Source organism: Mesorhizobium sp. WSM4845 (assembly GCF_055811455.1).
Map to the genome: position 1 here is coordinate 13,144 of NZ_JBVVQA010000005.1, position 18,924 is coordinate 32,067.

General features: G+C 63.0%; 18 protein-coding genes. 12 read left to right on the plus strand and 6 right to left on the minus strand.

What is annotated here, in order from left to right:
• Window positions 1–164 precede the first annotated feature (164 nt).
• Window positions 165–2,000 (minus strand): class I poly(R)-hydroxyalkanoic acid synthase, encoded by a 1,836-nt coding sequence (gene phaC, locus AC0L2C_RS07660; protein WP_473523096.1) that lies wholly within the window; start codon window positions 1,998–2,000, stop codon window positions 165–167.
• 172 nt (window positions 2,001–2,172) lie between these two features.
• On the opposite strand from phaC, the gene AC0L2C_RS07665 reads away from it, so the two are divergent.
• The 5 genes from AC0L2C_RS07665 (at window position 2,173) to recJ (ending at window position 8,120) form a co-directional block, all read left to right on the plus strand.
• Window positions 2,173–2,490: a hypothetical protein gene (locus AC0L2C_RS07665; RefSeq protein ID WP_353682513.1), complete on the plus strand. Its 318-nt coding sequence runs from the start codon at window positions 2,173–2,175 to the stop codon at window positions 2,488–2,490.
• A 79-nt stretch (window positions 2,491–2,569) separates the two neighbouring features.
• Window positions 2,570–3,787, plus strand: coding sequence for an LL-diaminopimelate aminotransferase (locus tag AC0L2C_RS07670; RefSeq protein WP_287238035.1), 1,218 nt, complete (start codon window positions 2,570–2,572; stop codon window positions 3,785–3,787).
• A gap of 47 nt (window positions 3,788–3,834) precedes the next feature.
• On the plus strand, window positions 3,835–5,148 hold the full coding sequence (locus AC0L2C_RS07675) for a homoserine dehydrogenase (protein WP_287238036.1): 1,314 nt from the start codon (window positions 3,835–3,837) through the stop codon (window positions 5,146–5,148).
• A 142-nt stretch (window positions 5,149–5,290) separates the two neighbouring features.
• The gene (gene glpX / locus AC0L2C_RS07680; protein ID WP_473523097.1) at window positions 5,291–6,274 is read left to right on the plus strand and encodes a class II fructose-bisphosphatase; all 984 of its coding nucleotides are present in this window, start codon (window positions 5,291–5,293) and stop codon (window positions 6,272–6,274) included.
• Window positions 6,275–6,335: 61 nt separating this feature from the next.
• Window positions 6,336–8,120 carry a single-stranded-DNA-specific exonuclease RecJ gene (gene recJ / locus AC0L2C_RS07685; RefSeq protein ID WP_473523098.1) on the plus strand — a complete coding sequence of 595 codons (1,785 nt, stop codon included), beginning with the start codon at window positions 6,336–6,338 and terminating at the stop codon, window positions 8,118–8,120.
• 45 nt (window positions 8,121–8,165) lie between these two features.
• On the opposite strand, the gene AC0L2C_RS07690 is transcribed toward recJ, so the two are convergent.
• The 3 genes from AC0L2C_RS07690 to folE all read right to left on the minus strand — a co-directional run bounded on the left by AC0L2C_RS07690 (window position 8,166) and on the right by folE (window position 10,463).
• A complete protein-coding gene (locus AC0L2C_RS07690) occupies window positions 8,166–9,134 on the minus strand; it encodes a patatin family protein (RefSeq protein WP_287174058.1) in 969 nt (322 codons plus the stop codon).
• An 84-nt stretch (window positions 9,135–9,218) separates the two neighbouring features.
• Window positions 9,219–9,689: a phosphoribosyl-AMP cyclohydrolase gene (hisI, locus tag AC0L2C_RS07695; RefSeq protein WP_287062879.1), complete on the minus strand. Its 471-nt coding sequence runs from the start codon at window positions 9,687–9,689 to the stop codon at window positions 9,219–9,221.
• Window positions 9,690–9,827: 138 nt separating this feature from the next.
• On the minus strand, window positions 9,828–10,463 hold the full coding sequence (gene folE, locus AC0L2C_RS07700) for a GTP cyclohydrolase I FolE (protein WP_287062877.1): 636 nt from the start codon (window positions 10,461–10,463) through the stop codon (window positions 9,828–9,830).
• Window positions 10,464–10,703: 240 nt separating this feature from the next.
• On the opposite strand from folE, the gene AC0L2C_RS07705 reads away from it, so the two are divergent.
• The 5 genes from AC0L2C_RS07705 to AC0L2C_RS07725 all read left to right on the plus strand — a co-directional run bounded on the left by AC0L2C_RS07705 (window position 10,704) and on the right by AC0L2C_RS07725 (window position 15,665).
• Window positions 10,704–11,150 carry an iron-sulfur cluster assembly scaffold protein gene (locus AC0L2C_RS07705; protein WP_128172297.1) on the plus strand — a complete coding sequence of 149 codons (447 nt, stop codon included), beginning with the start codon at window positions 10,704–10,706 and terminating at the stop codon, window positions 11,148–11,150.
• Window positions 11,151–11,157: 7 nt separating this feature from the next.
• On the plus strand, window positions 11,158–11,529 hold the full coding sequence (yidD, locus tag AC0L2C_RS07710; RefSeq protein ID WP_287062873.1) for a membrane protein insertion efficiency factor YidD: 372 nt from the start codon (window positions 11,158–11,160) through the stop codon (window positions 11,527–11,529).
• A 125-nt stretch (window positions 11,530–11,654) separates the two neighbouring features.
• Window positions 11,655–12,470 carry a class D beta-lactamase gene (gene blaOXA / locus AC0L2C_RS07715; RefSeq protein WP_287289834.1) on the plus strand — a complete coding sequence of 272 codons (816 nt, stop codon included), beginning with the start codon at window positions 11,655–11,657 and terminating at the stop codon, window positions 12,468–12,470.
• Window positions 12,471–12,634: 164 nt separating this feature from the next.
• Window positions 12,635–14,611 (plus strand): threonine--tRNA ligase, encoded by a 1,977-nt coding sequence (gene thrS / locus AC0L2C_RS07720; RefSeq protein ID WP_473523099.1) that lies wholly within the window; start codon window positions 12,635–12,637, stop codon window positions 14,609–14,611.
• Window positions 14,612–14,726: 115 nt separating this feature from the next.
• Window positions 14,727–15,665: a lysophospholipid acyltransferase family protein gene (locus tag AC0L2C_RS07725; RefSeq protein ID WP_473523210.1), complete on the plus strand. Its 939-nt coding sequence runs from the start codon at window positions 14,727–14,729 to the stop codon at window positions 15,663–15,665.
• A 48-nt stretch (window positions 15,666–15,713) separates the two neighbouring features.
• On the opposite strand, the gene AC0L2C_RS07730 is transcribed toward AC0L2C_RS07725, so the two are convergent.
• A complete protein-coding gene (locus tag AC0L2C_RS07730; protein ID WP_027156267.1) occupies window positions 15,714–16,679 on the minus strand; it encodes a hypothetical protein in 966 nt (321 codons plus the stop codon).
• 157 nt (window positions 16,680–16,836) lie between these two features.
• Here AC0L2C_RS07730 and AC0L2C_RS07735 point away from each other — a divergent pair, with 157 nt between their 5' ends.
• Both AC0L2C_RS07735 and AC0L2C_RS07740 read left to right on the plus strand, forming a co-directional pair.
• A complete protein-coding gene (locus tag AC0L2C_RS07735) occupies window positions 16,837–17,421 on the plus strand; it encodes a nitroreductase family protein (protein ID WP_473523100.1) in 585 nt (194 codons plus the stop codon).
• Window positions 17,422–18,045, plus strand: coding sequence for a flavin reductase family protein (locus tag AC0L2C_RS07740; protein WP_473523101.1), 624 nt, complete (start codon window positions 17,422–17,424; stop codon window positions 18,043–18,045).
• Here the strand turns inward: AC0L2C_RS07740 and AC0L2C_RS07745 are convergent.
• On the minus strand, window positions 18,042–18,923 hold the full coding sequence (locus tag AC0L2C_RS07745) for an HpcH/HpaI aldolase/citrate lyase family protein (RefSeq protein ID WP_473523102.1): 882 nt from the start codon (window positions 18,921–18,923) through the stop codon (window positions 18,042–18,044). The genes AC0L2C_RS07740 and AC0L2C_RS07745 overlap by 4 nt on opposite strands.
• Window position 18,924: the final 1 nt, after the last annotated feature.

Sequence of the window (18,924 nt, forward strand, 5' to 3'; positions counted from 1 at the left end):
TCGCCGCAATGAACCCTTGTCCCCGAACGGAAACGAGACCTGTGTCAAATCCGCAAGCCCCAGAGTATTTCGACGGCTAGAGAAGAATCGAGAGTGCTTAAGGGTTGACGAACCCATTTCGCCCTCTTTTACCGGCGCGTCAACTCACCACACATTACAGAAGGTTACACTCGCACCTTGACATAGGTGCCTGGCGCATCGCCCAGGGTTTTCATGTGCTTGCCGGGTTTGCGGGCCGGCACGCGGGTGTCGTCCCTGGCTCCGACCCAGCGTTGCCAGTGCGACCACCAGGAGCCGGGATGGTTGGTGGCCTTGGCGAGCCACTCGTTGAAGTCGCCGGTTGGCTTGCCGCCGGTCCAGAAGTGATATTTCTGCGCCGCCGGCGGATTGACGACGCCGGCGATGTGGCCGGAGCCGGCCAGGACGTAGTCGACCTCGCCGCCGAAATATTTCGATCCGAGGAACACCGAAAGCGCCGGCGCGATATGGTCTTCCTTGGAGGCGAGGTTGTAGACCGGGATGGTGACATCCTTCAGCGATACGACGCGGCCCGCCAGTTCCATCTCGCCTTGCGAAAGTCTGTTCTCGAGATAGCAATTGCGCAGGTAGAAGGAATGGTTGGCTGCGGCCATGCGGGTCGAATCGGCGTTCCAGTAGAGCAGGTCGAAGGGCAGGGGATCCTTGCCGCGCATGTAGTTGTTGACGACATAGGGCCAGATCAGGTCGCCCGAGCGCAGCATGTTGAAGGCGGTCGCCATCTTGGTGCCGTCGAGATAGCCTTTCTCGTTCATCGCCTTTTCGACGGCCGCGACCTGCTCCTCGTCGACGAACACTTTCAGGTCGCCGGCATGGGTGAAATCGACCTGCGTGGTGAAGAAGGTGGCCGATTTGATGCGGTGGTCGCCTTCCTGCGCCAAAAGCGCCAGGGCGGCCGCCAAAAGCGTGCCGCCGACGCAATAGCCGACGGCGTTGACGTCCTGTTCACCGGTGGCCTTTTCGATCGTGTCCAGGCCGTATTGCAGGCCCTCCCTGATATAGGCCTCCCAACTCTTGGTGCCGTGCCGCTCGTCCGGGTTGATCCAGGAGATGACGAAGACGGTGTGGCCCTGCTCGACGGCCCAGCGGATGAAGGATTTTTGCGGGTTGAGATCGAGAATGTAGAATTTGTTGATCCATGGTGGGCAGATCAGCAGCGGCCGCTTGAGCACGGTCTCGGTCGCCGGATCATATTGCAGGATCTCGGCGACGTCGCTGCGGCCCACCACCTTGCCGGGTGTCGTGGCCAGGTTCTTGCCGATCTCGAAGGACGAATAGTCGGCCTGCCTCAGTTTCAGGTCGCCCTTGCCGGCGGCGATGTCCTCGGCCAGCATCTTCATGCCGCGCACCAGGTTTTCGCCATTCGAAGCGATGGTCTCGCGAAACAGTTCCGGGTTGGTCAGGATGAAATTCGACGGCGAGATGGCGTTGGACACCTGCTTGACGTAGAAACCGGCCTTGTGGCGGGTGTGCTCGTCCAGGCCATCGGCGTGCTCGACCAGGTCGGTCGCCCAGCGCGAGGTGACGAGATAGGCCTGTTTGAGGAAATCGAAGAAAGCGTTGCGGCCCCATTCCGGGTCCTGGAAACGCTTGTCGCCGGGCTCGGGCTTGAACGCGCCTTCGGCGTCTTCGCCGCCGTCGCTGAGGCGCTGGATGGAGTTGGCCCAGACGGTCATGTAGCCGGAGAACAGCCGCGTTTGCGCCTCCAGCGCGCGCTGCGGATCGGAAAGCCAGTATTCGCTGAGCTTGGAGAAGGTTTTCACCATGTCGACGACCGGCTCGGCGACATGATCGCGCACGTCGCCTTTCTCGCGCGGCTCGGCCCATGCGGAAGCCGCCTTGCCGGCCTGCTCGATCATGCGCGCCATGTTCAAGGCGAAGCGCTCCGGATCCTTGACCAGATATTGCTCGACGGTCGAAGGCCGGTCAGCTTCCGCTTTGCCCGAATCGGGTGTTTTGGACATGGTTCGCGGGGTTCCTCCCGAAGCGTTTTCTTGACATAGTATCATGGCACATCCAACAGGGTCCAACGCGCTCTATCTTGGCTGCCCGGGAAACAATATGACGACTGATACTGGCAAAACTGTTTTTTCTGGCACTGGTCGTTTTTGCCGCACAGGCGCGGCGGTCGTCTTTTTGGCGATCGCCGGCTGTTCGAGCACCAACATCGAGGGCGCCACGCCTGTCGCGGCTACCGACGGGCCGAAGAACACCGGCACCTATCCGAACCTGAATATCCCGCCGCAGGCGGCGGCGGAGCAATTCACCGAGGCGGAAAAGAACGCCAAACTCGCCCAGTTGAAGGCGGAGGCACAGGCGCAGGGCTCAAAGCGCGGCGCGGTCAAGGTCGCGAACCCGGCGGCGCTGAACACATTGGCGAAGCAGCACGGCGCCGATGCGCTGAAGCAGATCGAAGCCAAATGCGATCCCGCCCTCGACCCTACCTGCAAATAGGATTATATCGCGCGACCGACAACCACCTTTGCCAAAACCACTTTGACCGTCTGGAATTGAACCTACCACTGGAAACGACATGGAAGAATTTCACAAGGTCCGCCGGCTTCCGCCCTACGTCTTCGAGCAGGTCAACCGGCTGAAGGCCAGTGCCCGATCGCGCGGCGCCGACATTATCGACCTTGGCATGGGCAATCCGGACCTGCCGACGCCCAAGGCCATCGTCGACAAATTGTGCGAGGTCGTGCGCGACCCGCGCACGCACCGCTATTCATCGTCGCGCGGCATTCCGGGCCTGCGCCGCGCCCAGGCCAATTACTATGCCCGCCGTTTCGGCGTGAAACTCGACCCGGACACGCAAGTGGTGGCGACGCTGGGCTCGAAGGAGGGCTTCGCCAATATGGCGCAGGCGATCACCGCGCCCGGCGACGTGATCCTGTGCCCAAACCCGACCTATCCGATCCACGCTTTCGGCTTCATCATGTCTGGCGGCGTCATCCGCTCGTTGCAGGTGGAACCGGACGACGGCTTCATTCCGGCGCTGGAGCGCGGCATCCGCCATTCGATCCCGAAGCCGCTGGCGTTGATCCTCAATTATCCGTCGAACCCGACGGCGCAGGTCGCCTCGCTTGATTTCTACAAGGAGGTGGTGGCCTTCGCCAAGAAGAACGACATCATCATCCTGTCTGACCTTGCCTATTCGGAAATCTATTTCGACGGCAACCCGCCGCCCTCGGTGCTGCAGGTGCCGGGCGCGATCGACGTGGCGGTCGAGTTCACCTCGATGTCGAAGACCTTTTCGATGCCCGGCTGGCGCATGGGTTTTGCCGTCGGCAACGAGCGACTGATCTCGGCGCTGACGCGGGTGAAATCCTATCTGGACTACGGCGCCTTCACGCCGATCCAGGTGGCTGCGGCGTATGCGCTCAACGGCGACGGCGCCGATGTCGCGGAAGTGCGCGACATCTACCACAAGCGCCGCGACGTCATGGTCGACGCCTTCAGCCGCGCCGGCTGGGTCGTTCCGGCGCCGGCGGCGTCGATGTTCGCCTGGGCGCCGATCCCGGAGCCGTTCAAGCATCTCGGCTCGCTCGAATTCTCCAAGCTTCTGATCGAGCACGCCGACGTGGCGGTGGCGCCCGGCGTCGGCTTCGGCGAGCATGGCGACGACCATGTCCGCATCGCGCTGGTCGAGAACGAGCACCGGATCCGGCAGGCGGCGCGCAACATCAAGCGCTTCCTGGCGTCCAGCGCCAAACAGCCCAACAATGTGGTGCCGCTCGCCGCGCATCGTTGAGTTGCCTGATACCACATCGATCAAATTCTTGAAGGGCGTCGCCGGACATGGCTGAAGCGTTGCGTGTTGGAATCGCCGGTCTCGGCACCGTCGGCGCGTCGGTGGCGCGCGTGCTGCGCGACAAGGCGGCGGAACTGACGCGGCAATGCGGCCGCGAGGTCGTCGTGTCAGCCGTTTCGGCCCGCGATCCCAAGCGCGACCGCGGCGTCGATCTCGGCGCGGCCAAGTGGTTCGACGATCCGGTAAGAATGGCGCAGACCGCCGAGATCGATGTCTTCGTCGAGCTGATCGGCGGCGACGAAGGGCCGCCGCATTCATCGGTGAAAGCGGCGCTTGAAGCCGGCCGCCACGTCGTCACCGCCAACAAGGCGCTGCTCGCGAAACATGGCGTGGCGCTGGCCGAGACTGCCGAGAAGAAGGGCGTGCTGCTCAATTACGAGGCGGCGGTGGCGGGCGGCATTCCGGTCATCAAGACGATGCGCGAGGCGATGGCCGGCAATTCGGTGACCCGCGTCTTCGGCATTCTCAACGGCACCTGCAACTACATCCTGACCCGCATGGAAGCCGAGGGCCTGTCGTTCGACGCCTGCCTGAGAGATGCGCAGCGGCTGGGCTATGCCGAGGCCGACCCGACCTTCGACATCGAGGGCCACGATACCGCGCACAAGCTGTCGATCCTGACCAGCCTTGCCTTCGGCACGAGGATTGCCGCCAACGACATCTACATGGAAGGCATTTCCAACATCAGCCAGGCCGACATCCGCGCCGCCGGCGACCTCGGCTACCGGATAAAGCTGCTCGGTGTCGCCCAGCGCACGGAAAGCGGTATCGAACAGCGCGTGCACCCGACCATGGTGCCGACGGCCTCGGTCATCGCGCAGGTGCACGGCGTCACCAATGCAGTGGCCATCGAAACCGATATCCTTGGCGAGCTTTTGCTCTCCGGTCCCGGTGCCGGTGGCAACGCCACCGCATCGGCGGTGGTCGGCGACATTGCCGACATTGCCAAGAGCCGGCCCGGCTTCCAGCACGGTCCAGTCTTTGGCCTGCCGGCGAAGGAATTGCGGCCGTACAAGAAGGCGCAGATGCGCAGCCATGCGGGCGGCTATTTCATCCGGCTGACCGTGCATGACCGCATCGGCGTCTTTGCCGCCATCGCCAAGCGCATGGCCGACAACGATATTTCACTGGAATCGATCGTGCAGCACGCCGCCGGGCCGGATACCGCCTTGCAGAAGACAGTGATCCTCGTCACCCACGAGACGACGGAAGCGGCGGTCCGCAGGGCCGTCGACGGCATCACCAGGGACGATCATCTGACCGACAAGCCGCAGGTCATCCGCATCGAGCGGGCGGAATAGGCATTTCACTTTTCTCCTTCAATCGTTTGATATGGTTGCGTTTTCAAAAAAGACCGGCTGAGGTCTTGCTGTTGTCATGGAGCTTTGACACAACCGGCGCGCCTCTCGCGCGAGGGAATGTGCCAACGAGGATTGTCCACCGATGAACGTTGCCCAGAACATCGTCGCCGGCCTTGACCGGATACTCACCATGGAACTGGTGCGTGTGACCGAACGCGCTGCCGTTGCGGCAGCCAGATTGCGCGGACGCGGCGACGAAAAGGCCGCCGACCAGGTCGCGGTCGACGCGATGCGCGAAGAGCTCAACCGCCTCGCCATCAATGGCACGGTGGTGATCGGCGAAGGCGAGCGCGACGAGGCGCCGATGCTCTATATCGGCGAAGAGGTCGGTTCCGGCAAAGGCCCGGCGGTCGACATCGCTCTCGATCCGCTCGAAGGCACGACGATCTGCGCCAAGAACCTACCCAATGCACTGGCGGTCATCGCCATTGCGGAAAAGGGCAGCCTTCTGTTCGCGCCCGACGTCTATATGGACAAGATCGCCATTGGCCCGGGTTATGCGGATGGCGTTATCGACATCGATGCCGCGCCGGCCGAAAACATCGCCAGCCTGGCCAGGGCCAAGGGCATGGCGGTGTCGGAGATCACCGCCTGCATCCTCGACCGGCCGCGCCATGGCGCGCTGATCGAGGCGGTGCGCGCCACGGGCGCTGCGATCCGGCTGATCGGCGATGGTGACGTCGCCGGCGTCATCCACACCACCGATCCGGACGAAACCGGCATCGACATCTATCTCGGCACCGGCGGCGCGCCGGAGGGTGTGCTGGCGGCGGCAGCGTTGCGCTGCACCGGCGGCCAGATGCAGGGAAGGCTGGTCCTCGACACGCCGCAAAAGCTGGCGCGCGCGGCGAAGATGGGCATTTTGGATCCGAACCGGGTCTACCGCGCGCAACACAATGCGCGCGGCGACGTGCTGTTCGCAGCAACCGGCGTGACCGACGGCAACATGCTGGCCGGCGTCAAGTTCGGCCGCAATTTTATCACCACGCATACGATCGTGCTGCGCTCGTCGTCGCGCACCGTGCGCGAGATCAAGGCCAGGCACCAGGATCTGGAAAAGTTTTGATTCCCGACTCGGCTGGCCGTCGCATATTGTGAGCAATGATAATCCGCAGACGGCGCGTCGCATGACGGGCGAAAACCGTATCTTCCTCGATGTCAGGCAGTCGGCATCAGGTGTTTCCTGGGAACACCGGTTGACGGAGCGGCAGGACATGACCGCGCTTGCCATAGCGCAAGGCTATGGCGTGCCGGACATCGTTGCGCGCGTGCTTGCCGGGCGCGGCGTGACCGCCGAGCATACCGAGCGGTTCCTTGATCCGACCATCCGCGATCTTTTGCCCGACCCGGCGTCGCTGACCGACATGGACAAGGCCGCCGCCCGCATCGCCGGGGCAGTCGTCGCCAGGGAAAAGGTGGCGATCTTCGGCGACTACGATGTCGACGGCGCGGCCTCGTCGGCGCTGCTCAAGCGGTTCCTCACGCATTTCTCGGTGCCTGCGGAGATCTACATACCGGACCGTATCTTCGAAGGGTACGGCCCCAATCCGGAAGCGATGCGCGAACTCGTCTCGCGCGGCGCGACGCTGATCGTCACCGTCGATTGCGGCACCAACAGCGCCGTCTCCGTCGACGCGGCGAACGCTGCCGGCGCCGATGTCGTGGTGCTCGATCATCACCAGCTCGGCGGTCCGCTGCCGGCAGCGGTTGCGGTCGTCAATCCCAATCGCGAGGACGACCTTTCGGGGCAGGGCCATCTTTGTGCGGGCGGCGTCGTCTTCCTGGCGCTGGTGCAGACGGCGAAGATCCTGCGCGGCCGGTTGCCGGACGCCGCACCGCCGGACCTGCTCGGTCTGCTCGACCTCGTTGCCCTGGCCACCGTTTGCGACGTGGTGCCGCTGACCGGCGTCAACCGCGCCTTCGTGGTCAAGGGACTGCAGATCGCACGCCAGCAGCGAAACGAAGGCTTGGCGGCATTGGCGCGGGTCTCGCGCATCGGCGAGCCGGTCAGCACCTTTCATCTGGCCTATCTGATCGGCCCGCGCATCAATGCCGGTGGGCGCATCGGCGACGCAGCACTCGGCAGCTGCCTGCTCGCCACCGACGATCCCGTCGAGGCCCGCACCATCGCCGAGACGCTGGACCGACTCAATCAGGAGCGGCAGCAGATGGAACTGGAAATGCTGGCCGCGGCACGGGTCGAGGCCGATGCCGAGCTTGCCGGCGGCAACGGGCCAGCCATCGTCGTCACCGCCAGCTCCAACTGGCATCCCGGCATCGTCGGCCTGCTGGCCTCGCGGCTCAAGGACCATGCGCGCCGACCGGCTTTCGCCATCGCCTTCAACGCCAATGGCGTCGGCACCGGGTCGGGCCGTTCGGTGTCGGGCTTCGATCTTGGCCGGCTGGTGCGCGAAGCGGCCATTGCCGGGCTGATCGTCAAGGGCGGCGGCCATGGCATGGCGGCCGGCATCACGGTGGAGCGGGCGAAACTTGGCGCGCTCAGGGCCTTCTTCGAGGAACGAGCGGCGGCCGAGGTGTTCCGGCTGCAAGGCGAGGAAAGCCTGGCGATCGACGGCGCGCTGGCCGCCGAGGGCGCGACGCTTGGCCTGCTCGATGCGCTGGAGAGAGCCGGCCCGTTCGGCGCCGGGCATGTCGCACCGGTCTTCGCGCTGCCGCGCCATCGCCTTGCCGATGCGAGGCCGGTCGGCACCAATCACATCCGCGCCGAGTTGCAGTCGGAAAGCGGTGGCCGCATCCAGGCGATCGCGTTTCGCGCCGTCGATACGGCGCTCGGCGAATTCCTGTTCAAGAACAGGGGCAAGCCGGTGCATGTCGCCGGTTCGCTTTCGGGCAATCACTGGAACGGCAACCGCACGGTGCAGTTCCGCATCGTCGATGCTGCACGCGCCTGAGGATAGCTTCCGTTTTCTGCGCGGACCTTCAGTTCGGATCGCGCTTCAGGCCAGAACCGCCTGCAGGCGGGCCAACTCGTCGATCTGGGCCATTGTCACCTGATAGCCGATGCGGATTGCCTCGTCGGCGCGATGGAATTCGGTCAGGCCGATGTGGCTGAGTTTTGGCTGCAGCGACATATCGGGCGGGTCGCCGGCAAGTCGCGCCCGCGAAATGCGATCCTGGATGATGTTGAAGGCTTCGACCATAACGCCGGTGATGCCGAGCCGTGTTTGGTACTGGTGCCCTGTGTCGATCAGGCCGGGCCTTGGCGCGTCCTTCTCGATGACCAGTTCGCCGGCGCTGTGCTTGATGACGGCGGCGCGGCCGAACAGATCGTAGTGAAGGTTCACCGCGACCACGAGCGGCTGCTCGTAGGCGCGGCAGACCGAGACAGGGACCGGATTGACCAGCGCACCGTCGACCAGCACGCGCCCGTTGCAACTGACCGGTTCGAATACGCCGGGCAGGGCGTAGGAGGCGCGCATGGCGGTGATCAGTGAGCCGCCCGACAGCCAGATTTCATGGCCGGTGCGGATCTCCGTGGTGACGCAGACGAAAGGTTTTGGCAGATCCTCGAAACGGATGCCGGCCATGTGCTCGCGCAGCCGTGCATCGAGCTTCATGCCGCCGAACAGTCCGCTGCCGCGCAGGTTGAGATCGAGAAGACCAAAAATGCGCCGCTTGGTCAGGCTTCTGGCGAATTCTTCCAGCTCATCCAGCTTGCCGGCAAGATAGCAGCCGCCGACCAGCGCGCCGATCGAGGTGCCGGCGATCATCGACACTTCGATGCCGGCTTCGTCGAGCGCGCGCAGCACGCCGATATGGGCCCAGCCACGCGCGCAGCCGCCGCCCAGCGCCAGCGAAATGCCTGTTTTCCTGGCGGGGCTCTTTTCGGATGCACCGGCGGACGATGACAGGCCATTGGCCTCCCGAACGTCTGGTCTGTTATGCAATGACGCCCATTCGAGCATCACAATCTCCCTTGTCCCGCGGCTAAATTATCGGCAGGCCGTATCGAAATCATGAATATACGTGATTGCAGTTCGGCGAATGGTTCAAATAGATGGTTCATAAGGCTTTCGATACGTTTCTTGCGTATCGAACAGCGGCTTGCTGCCATCGTTGGCAAGCGTCCCCTTGCCGTCGATCAGTCCCACCGTCCGATAAAAGCAGGAACGCCGGCCGGTGTGGCAGGTTGCGTCGTGGCCCATCACTTTGACGCGCAGCCATATTGCGTCCTGGTCACAATCCGTGAGCATCTCGACGATTTTCTGGACATTCCCGGACGTTTCGCCCTTCTTCCACAGAGCGCTGCGCGAGCGCGACCAGTAGTGGGCGATGCCGGTTTCCAGCGTCAGCGCCAGCGCCTCGGCGTTCATATGCGCGACCATCAGCAGCATGCCGTCTTCGGCATCGCTGACGACGACGGTGACCAGGCCGCCGGCATCGAAGCGCGGCGAAAAGACCGTGCTTTCTTCCAGTGTTTTCTTGTCTGATGGAGCTTTCGGAAATTCTACTGCCGACATCGCCGGTCCTTGTTCAGAGCCTCGCCCAGTCCGATCGGATCGGCATGGGCGAGGCTCTGTCTTGTTGTTTGGCCATGATCTGGTCCGAGAACCGGTTCTCATTTCTCGCGATCATGGCTGGCGGCCGGCAAGGCTCGTTCAGCCCCTGCCGCCGCGCACCATGGTGACGAAACGGACCTGTTCCTCGGGCGTGTCCTTGAAAACGCCGGTAAAGGTCGAGGTCAGCGTCGTCGAGCCTTCCTTGCGGATGCCGCGCATCGCCATGCACATATGCTCGGCTTCGAGCATGACGGCGACGCCGCGCGGATTGAGCACGTCCTGGATGACGCCGGCGATCTGTGCGGTCATCGCTTCCTGGGTCTGCAGGCGCTGGGCGAAGATATCGACGACACGCGCGATCTTGGATAGGCCGACAACCTTGCCATCCGGCAGATAGCCGACATGCGCCTTGCCGATGACCGGCACCATGTGGTGCTCGCAATGCGAATGGAACGTTATATCCTTGACGAGGACAAGGTCATCATAGCCGGCGACTTCCTCGAAGGTGCGGCCGAGTTCTTCGGCCGGGCACTTGTCGTAGCCGCCGAACATTTCACGATAGGCCTTCACCACACGCTTTGGCGTATCGACCAGGCCCTCCCGGTCCGGATTGTCGCCGGTCCAGCGCAACAGCGTGCGCACCGCTGCCTCGGCTTCGGCTTCGGTCGGCCGATCGGTGACCGGCTTTTCCATATAGGCGGAAGGGGGCATGAATTTCTTGATGACGGCATCCATAAAGGCGTCTCCCGTAGTTCCCCTCTCAGGAGGAACGAGTTGAACGGACCACGACCTTTCGGGTGTTAGAAACGTGCCCTGTTTCCAGCCCGTAAGCGGCGTGAAGTGAATTGAGCAGGGACGCGGTCGTTGGTCGCCTTGTCCATACCCGAGTACCAGCATTATATATGATCGTTGCGAGCGAAAGGAAGGCCGTCTGCGGCAATCGCTGTTCGCTCGGCGGCAACGGATTGGAAAAATATGATCGACGACGTCTACAATGCGAAAATTCTGGGATTTGCCGGGAATATCGCGCGGATCGGCCGGCTCGACCATCCCGATGCAACCGCGCGCGCGCATTCCAAGCTGTGCGGCTCGACGGTGACCGTCGATCTGAAGATGGATGACGGCATCGTCACCGATTTCGCCCATGACGTCAAAGCCTGCGCGCTTGGCCAGGCGTCGTCCTCGATCATGGCGCAGCATGTCGTCGGCGCCAGCGCGGATGAATTACGCAGCCTTCGCGAGACCATGCTGAAGATGCTGAAGGAAAACGGCGCGCCGCCGCAAGGCCGCTTCGCCGACCTCAGATATCTCGAGCCGGTGCGCGACTACAAGGCGCGCCATGCCTCGACCATGCTGACCTTCGATGCGGTGGTCGACGCGATCGGGCAGATCGAGAAGAAGCGCGCCGAACAGGCAGCGTAGCCGTCAAATGGCCACGGATCACACGCATCAGAGGCCGCGATACACACGCAACTGGCCAGGTCCCTGGCGCAAGACGCCCGGCCGAATTTTCGGCACCTCGCTCGTGCGTTTCTACCAGCTGACGCTGTCCGGCTTTGTCGGCAATTCCTGCCGGCATCTGCCGACCTGCTCCGAATACGCGCACGAAGCGATTGCCCGCCATGGGCTATGGGCCGGCGGCTGGATGGGTTTTTTCCGCGTGCTGCGCTGCGGGCCGGGCGGAACGCATGGCATCGACCGGGTGCCGGACGTGCTGGCCGAGCGCTATGTCTGGTTCACGCCCTGGCGCTACTGGCGGATCGGAAAAAAGGATCCGGAAACCGATGCCGGTGGGGCGTAAGCTCTGCATATAGATGCAGGATCTTTACGATTTGCTAGGGTTAACCGCACGTTGCGTATTTAAGACAAAATCGAGACAAGACGCCTCGCTAAGCCGCTCCTGATAGCCATCAGGAGAGACTGCCAATGCGCCAGATAGACCGCCGTCCATTCGTTTTCGCAGTGGTTATCTACCTTCTGGCCTGGTTTTTGGGTTTTCCAATCCGCGCTCAATCGGCGCCGCTGGCGGAGGTCGAATGCACGCTGATCCTGGATGCTGCAAGCGGTGAAACGCTGTATCGGGACGGGGTCTGCGACCAGCGCTTCAGTCCCGCCTCGACTTTCAAGGTCCCATTGGCCCTGATCGGCTATGATTCGGGAATCCTGAGCGACGAGCACACGCCGGCCTGGGACTACAAGCCCGAGTTCAAGGCGGTCAAGCGGGACCAGAAAACCGTTGACCCGACGATCTGGGAAAAGGACTCGGTGCTGTGGTTTTCGCAGGAAATCACCCGCCGGCTCGGCAGCGAGCGGTTTGCCGGCTACGTCTCGAAATTCGACTACGGCAACACCGATGTTGCCGGCACTGCCGGCAAGAATGACGGCCTCACCCGGTCCTGGGTGAATTCTTCGCTTGAGATATCGCCGGTCGAACAGGTGAATTTCATGCGCCGGCTGCTTGCCGGCGAACTGCCGGTTTCGGCCAAAGCCCACGCGATGACCAAGGCGATCTTGCCGACCTTCCGGTCAGGTGGCTGGACGGTGCAGGGCAAGACCGGGACCACCAGGCTTGGCGACAGCGCCGAAAAGCGCTCGCTTGGCTGGTTTGTCGGCTGGGCCAACAAGGATTCTCGCGACATCGTCTTTGCCCGTTTGGTAATCGATACGAAACGTTCCGATACGCCCAAGGGTCCTCAGACGCGGGCGATGTTCCTGAAACAGCTGCCGAATCTCGTCAGGTGACCTGTATCCGGCTTTACGACGCCGAAAACTGCCCATAAAAGACTGCCGCCGGACGTATCCGGCTTTTACTTTATGCATGTCGTCGGCCAAAAACCGCTGCACACTTTTGGGCGACATGCATTTCACCACCCGCGCTCGTTTGCGGGACTGGATAGGAGAATTTTATGCTGAATTCCGTTTCCCTGACATTTCCCGATGGCTCCGTCCGCGACTACGAAGCGGCGATGACCGGCGCCGGCCTGGCGGAATCGATCTCGAAGTCGCTGGCCAGGAAGGCGGTCGCCTACTCGATCGATGGCGTGGTGCGCGATCTTTCCGACCCGCTCGGCAAATCCGGCAAGGTTGAGATCATCACCCGCGAAGACCCGCGCGCGCTGGAGCTCATCCGACATGACGCAGCGCACGTTTTGGCCGAAGCCGTGCAGGAATTGTGGCCGGGCACGCAGGTGACCATCGGCCCGGTGATCGAGAACGGATTCTACTATGATTTTGCCCGCAACGAGCCGTTCACGCCCGACGATTTCCCGGTGATCGAGAAGAAGATGCGCGAGATCATCGCGCGCAACAAGCCGTTCACCAAAGAGGTGTGGTCGCGTGAGAAGGCGAAAAAGATCTTTGCCGACAACGGCGAGCGCTACAAGCTGGAACTGATCGACGCCATTCCCGAAGATCAGGACCTCAAGATCTATGCGCAAGGCGATTGGTTCGACCTCTGCCGCGGCCCGCATATGGTCTCGACCGGACAGATCGGCAGCGCCTTCAAGCTGATGAAGGTGGCCGGCGCCTATTGGCGCGGCGATTCGAACAACCCGATGCTGACCCGCATCTATGGGACGGCCTGGGCCGATCAGGCGCAGCTCGATGCCTATCAGACCATGCTGGAGGAAGCCGAAAAGCGCGACCACAGGAAGCTCGGCCGCGAGATGGACCTGTTCCATTTCCAGGAGGAGGGGCCGGGCGTCGTCTTTTGGCATGCCAAGGGCTGGAGACTGTTCCAGAACCTGGTCAACTACATGCGCCGCCGCCTCGACGAGCAGGGTTATCAGGAAGTCAACGCACCGCAAGTGCTCGACAAGAGCCTATGGGAGACGTCAGGTCACTGGGGCTGGTACCGGGACAATATGTTCAAGGTGACGGTTGCCGGCGACGACACCGACGACGACCGGATGTTTGCACTGAAGCCGATGAACTGCCCCGGCCACGTCCAGATCTTCAAGCACGGGCTGAAGTCCTACCGCGATCTGCCGGTAAAACTTGCGGAATTCGGCAATGTGCATCGCTATGAGCCGTCCGGCGCGCTGCATGGGCTGATGCGCGTGCGCGGCTTTACCCAGGACGATGCCCACATCTTCTGCACCGAGGAACAGCTCGCCGACGAATGCATCAAGATCAACGACCTGATCCTGTCGACCTATGCCGATTTCGGCTTCGACGAAATCACTGTCAAGCTGGCGACCCGCCCCGAAAAACGGGTCGGCACCGACGCTATGTGGGATCATGCCGAGGGCGTGCTGCAGGACGTGCTCGACAAGATCGCAGCGCGGTCGGGCAACCGGATCAAGACCGGCGTCAATCCGGGCGAGGGCACGTTCTACGGGCCAAAATTCGAATATGTGCTGAAGGACGCCATCGGCCGCGATTGGCAATGCGGGACCACGCAGGTCGATTTCAACCTGCCGGAACGGTTCGGCGCCTTCTACATCGGCTCGGATTCGGAAAAAAAGCAGCCGGTGATGGTGCATCGCGCCATCTGCGGTTCGATGGAGCGCTTCCTCGGCATCCTGATCGAGAACTATTCCGGCCATTTCCCGCTGTGGTTCGCGCCGCTGCAAGTGGTGGTTGCAACGATCACCTCCGATGCCGACGACTACGCGCAAAAGGTCGTCGCGCAACTGAAGGCGGCCGGACTGTTGGCGGAAGCCGATCTTCGCAACGAGAAGATCAACTACAAGGTCCGCGAGCACAGCCTGGCCAAGGTTCCGGTCATCCTCGTCTGCGGCAAGCGCGAGGCGGAGGAAGAGACGGTCAACATCCGTCGGCTCGGCTCGCGCGACCAGGAGTCGCTCGGCCTTGGCCAGGCGGTGGCGATGCTTGCCGAAGAAGCGGTGACGCCCGACCGCAGGCGCAAACGAGTGGCCTGACCCCGGCCGGATTGTCGATGAAATGGCGGTGGAGCGATCCACCGCCACTCACATGTAAGCCATTCACATGCCCGCCATTTCACACGCCTGTCACGCCAGCCTAGTAACGAGCCTCATGCTCAAGCTGAAGATGCGCGAAAGACCGTTTCCCGAGCTCTCCTATGCCAGCCCGCATCAGCCGGCCTTGACGCGCTGGTTCATCCACTCCATCGAAGGCCTGTCCGGCCGCGACCGCTTCGCGGCGCTCTATGATTTTTGGCGCCGCCATGTGGTGCCGAGCGGCGAGCGCGTGTTCAGCCGCATGCTGGAGCTGATCGATGTCAGGGTGCGGACCACCGGCCAATGGCCGCCGGAAAAATTGCCTGACACGCCGCTGGTGATCGTCGCCAACCACCCGTTCGGCATCGGCGACGGCATTGCGGTGCTGTCGCTGGCCGAGCAGCTTCAGCGCCCGTTCCGTGTCATGATCCACAAGGATCTGCTCAAGATCCGCGAGATGGAGCCCTATTCGCTGCCGATCGAATTTTCCGAGACCAAGGACGCGCTCAGGAACAACATGGCGGTGCGCCATGAGGCGGTGCGGCTGCTGAAAGACGGCGTCATCATCGTCGTCTTCCCCGCGGGCGGCGTCGCCACCGCGCCGAAAGGTTTTGGCCGGGCGCGCGACCTGCCGTGGAAGATGTTTCCGGCCCGTCTCGTTAGGGATGCCAAGGCGTCGGTTGTCCCAATGCACTTTTCCGGCCAGAACGGGCGGCTGTTCCACCTGGTCAGCGGACCCATGAACCTGGCCGAGCGTGACGGGCGCGTCGCGAAGTTCGTCGGCAGGGCTTCGCTGACGCTGCGTACTTCGCTGCTCATCCACGAATTCGGTCGGCTGTCCGGCAAATCGATCGACGTGCGCGTCGGCGACGTGCTGGGATGGGACGAACTGGAGCAGGTGGGCGACCGCAAGGCTTTGCTCGAGCGGCTTTACCGGGCTGTCTTCGATCTGGCTCCGGCGGAACCGCGCGGCCGCGGCCAGTTTCTGCCGCAACGCATGCGTAACGCGGCTTGATCGGCAATCATACGCTGCTGGACCGGTTCCCGCACAGGGTTCGGACGTCTAGTCCGCGCCTTCCTGAGGATCGATCGCCGAGGCCTCCGTGGCCAAAACCTGGATTTCCTGGTTCTGCCCGGCCACGACCGTAAAATCTTTCTGGTAGATGCGGTCGCGGTTCTTGGCGATGATTGTGTAGTCGCCCTCGGCAAGCACCATCGAAGCAAAGGCGCCGACGGTTTCCTGGATGGGATCGCCGGATTCGTTGAGCAACGACCAGGAGGTGTCGGCGATCGCCTCTCCGCCCGGCTCGCGCACCAGCTTCATGGTCATCTCCGCCGCACGATGCTCGACGGCTGCTTCGGTCAGCTTGCCGGCCTCGACGCGGATGTCTGAGCGGATGACCGCATTCACCGAGCCATAAGTCGAGACGACGTGATAGACGCCCGCGTTCAGCCGCACGACGCTGTTCGGCTCGACGTCGGGTATGATCAGGGCGCGATCGTGATTGGCCTCGGCCTGGCCTTCATAGATCGAAAAGCGCAATTTCTTCGGCGGTATGCGCACCCCGCCTGACAGCACGGCGTCGAGCTTGAGTCCGCCGGCATCGAGCACGAGGCTTTCGCGCTTGGCGTCCTTGCCGACGGTGATGCGCTTGGTGGCGCCGGCCCGGCCGTAAGAGGCGTGGACCAGATAGCTGCCGGGCTCGAGCTGGAACACCGCGCTGCCGCCATGGGCGGAAGCGACCATCGGCAGCTTGCCGTCGCCGGTGGGGTCAGGCCTGAAGACGCGCCAGACGATGCCGCGCGTGATGTCGGCGCCCTTGTCGGTCAATTGCGCCGACAGCGTGATCGCCCCGCTGCTCCCCGCTGCCAGCGGTGCATCGCTTTTCGGAGGCGCATAGTTCGACATTCCGGGAAGTTTCAGATCACCGAGGCCGTCCGCATCCTGCGCGACGGCAAGCGAAACCGGCACCATCAACAGTGCGGCAGCGAGCCAGATCGGGAAAAGTCGCAATGTCCCCTCAAACATGGCTTGCCTTGAAGCCCAAGGCGGTGGCAATTTCAAGGCTTAAGAGTCCGATCAGATCCTGCCAGAGGGCTCTTTGTGCGGCGCGCCGCGCCAATGCCCGAGCCGCCCAATGTCCCGATGGTGCGCTTCAGCTCAAATTCCAAGGAGACTTGCGCCCATGGCGTCGCCGATCATCGACTTTCTGCTGACCCGAAATTCGGCGCCGATCCCGGAGTTGAAGGAACCGGCGCCCTGCGACGCTGACATCGCGACGATGATTGCCGCCGCCTCGCGGGTGCCGGACCACGGCCGGCTCGAGCCGTGGCGCTTCATCCTCTACCGGGGCGAGGCGCGCGTCGAGATCGGCAAGAAGCTGGCGGCACTTGCGGCGCAGCGCGAAGGGCCGTTGCCGGAAGGCCGCTACAACCAGGAACTGGCGCGGTTTTCGCGCGCGCCGCTGGTGATCGGCGTGGTGTCGAGCCCGAAGGAAAACCCAAAAATCCCGCAATGGGAGATGTTCCTATCCGGCGGCATGGCGGCGATGAACCTGATGCTATCGGCCAATGCGCTGGGCTATGGCACCAACATGATCAGCAACTGGTATTCCGACGTGCCGGAGGGCAGGGCGATCCTGGGGCTCGCGCCGCATGAGCGGGTGGTCGGCTTCATCCATATCGGCACCTATCAAGGGCCGGCGCCGGAGCGGCCGCGGCCGGACCCGGCAAAGCTCTATGGCGATTATGCAGGGCCATGGGTGGGCTGAATGTTCTACGAGCCGGCAAAGGGACATGGGCTGCCGCATGACCCGTCCAAGGCGATCGTGGCGCCACGGCCGATCGGCTGGATCTCGACGGTGAACAGGGCCGGCGAGGTCAACCTCGCCCCCTATTCCTTCTTCAATGCGTTTTCGACGCGGCCCTTCATCGTCTGGTTTTCATCCGAAGGCGAGAAGGACAGCGCCACCTTCGCCGAAGAAACCGGCGAGTTCGTCGCCAATCTCGTCAGCCGCGATCTCGCTGAAAAAATGGTCCGCACCGCGGTCGATGCGCCGCGCGGCGTCACCGAATTCGACTATGCCGATCTCGCCATGGCGCCGTCGCGGCTGGTTGCGCCACCCCGCGTGGCGTCGGCGCCCGCGGCGCTTGAATGCCGGGTGACGGAGATCATGCGTCCAAAGGCGCTGGACGGGACACCGACCGGCGCCATCGTCGTCTCCGGCGAAGTCGTCGGTGTGCATATCGACGATGCATTCCTGAAAGACGGCATCTTCGATATCGTCAGGGCGGGCAATGTCGGCCGTCTCGGCTATATGGATTATGCCAGCGTCAGCGAGATCTTCTCGCTGCGCCGGCCTCATTGGGAAAAGACTAGGCTGGGAAAATATTAGGCCGAAATCCCCGCCGCCCTGGCGCGTGCCAGAAGCCGCTCGGCCAGCTTGAGATGCGGCCGGTCGTACATCTTGCCGCCAATGCCGACGACGCCGGGATTTCCAGCCGCCTCGAATGCCTGGACGATTGCCAGGGAGTGTTTCACCGCCTCGGTCGACGGCGTGAAGGCAGCGTTGATGACCGGCACCTGCGCCGGATGGATCGCCATCTTGCCGGTGAAGCCGTCGCGCTCGGCCTCGGCGCATTCCGCCGCGAAGCCGGTCATGTCGCGAAAATCTGGGAAAACCGTGTCGATCGCCGCGACTTCCGCGGCACCGGCGGCGAGGATGGTCATGGTGCGGGCGAAGCGGAACACATCGGTGTAGCGGCCATTCTCGTCGCGGGTCGTGCGCGCGCCGATTGCTGCCGAGAGATCTTCCGCACCCCAGGTCACGCCGACAAGCCGCGCACTTGCCTTGGCGTAGCTCGCGGCCGCCAGCACGCCGGCAGCTGTTTCGGTGATGATCGGCAGGATTTTTATCGCACCGTCCGGCACCCCGCTTTCGGCCTCGTGCACCCTGAGCTTGGCCGAGAGCTGCTGGACATCCTGTCCGCTGTTCGACTTTGGCAGCATGATGCCGTCGGGTTTCACTGGCACGAGTGCCGCCAGATCGTCATCCGCCAGGCCGGTCGAGAGATCGTTGATGCGGACATAGATTGCGGAACTGGTTTGATGCCCGTGTTCGGTGATGAAGCGTGCGGCGATATCGCGGGCCAAGGTTTTGTTTTGTGGCGCGACCGAATCCTCGAGATCGACGATGACCACGTCGGCGTCGGCGCCAATCGCCTTTTCCAGCTTCTTTTCCGAATCGCCGGGAATGAACAGCAGCGAGCGCATC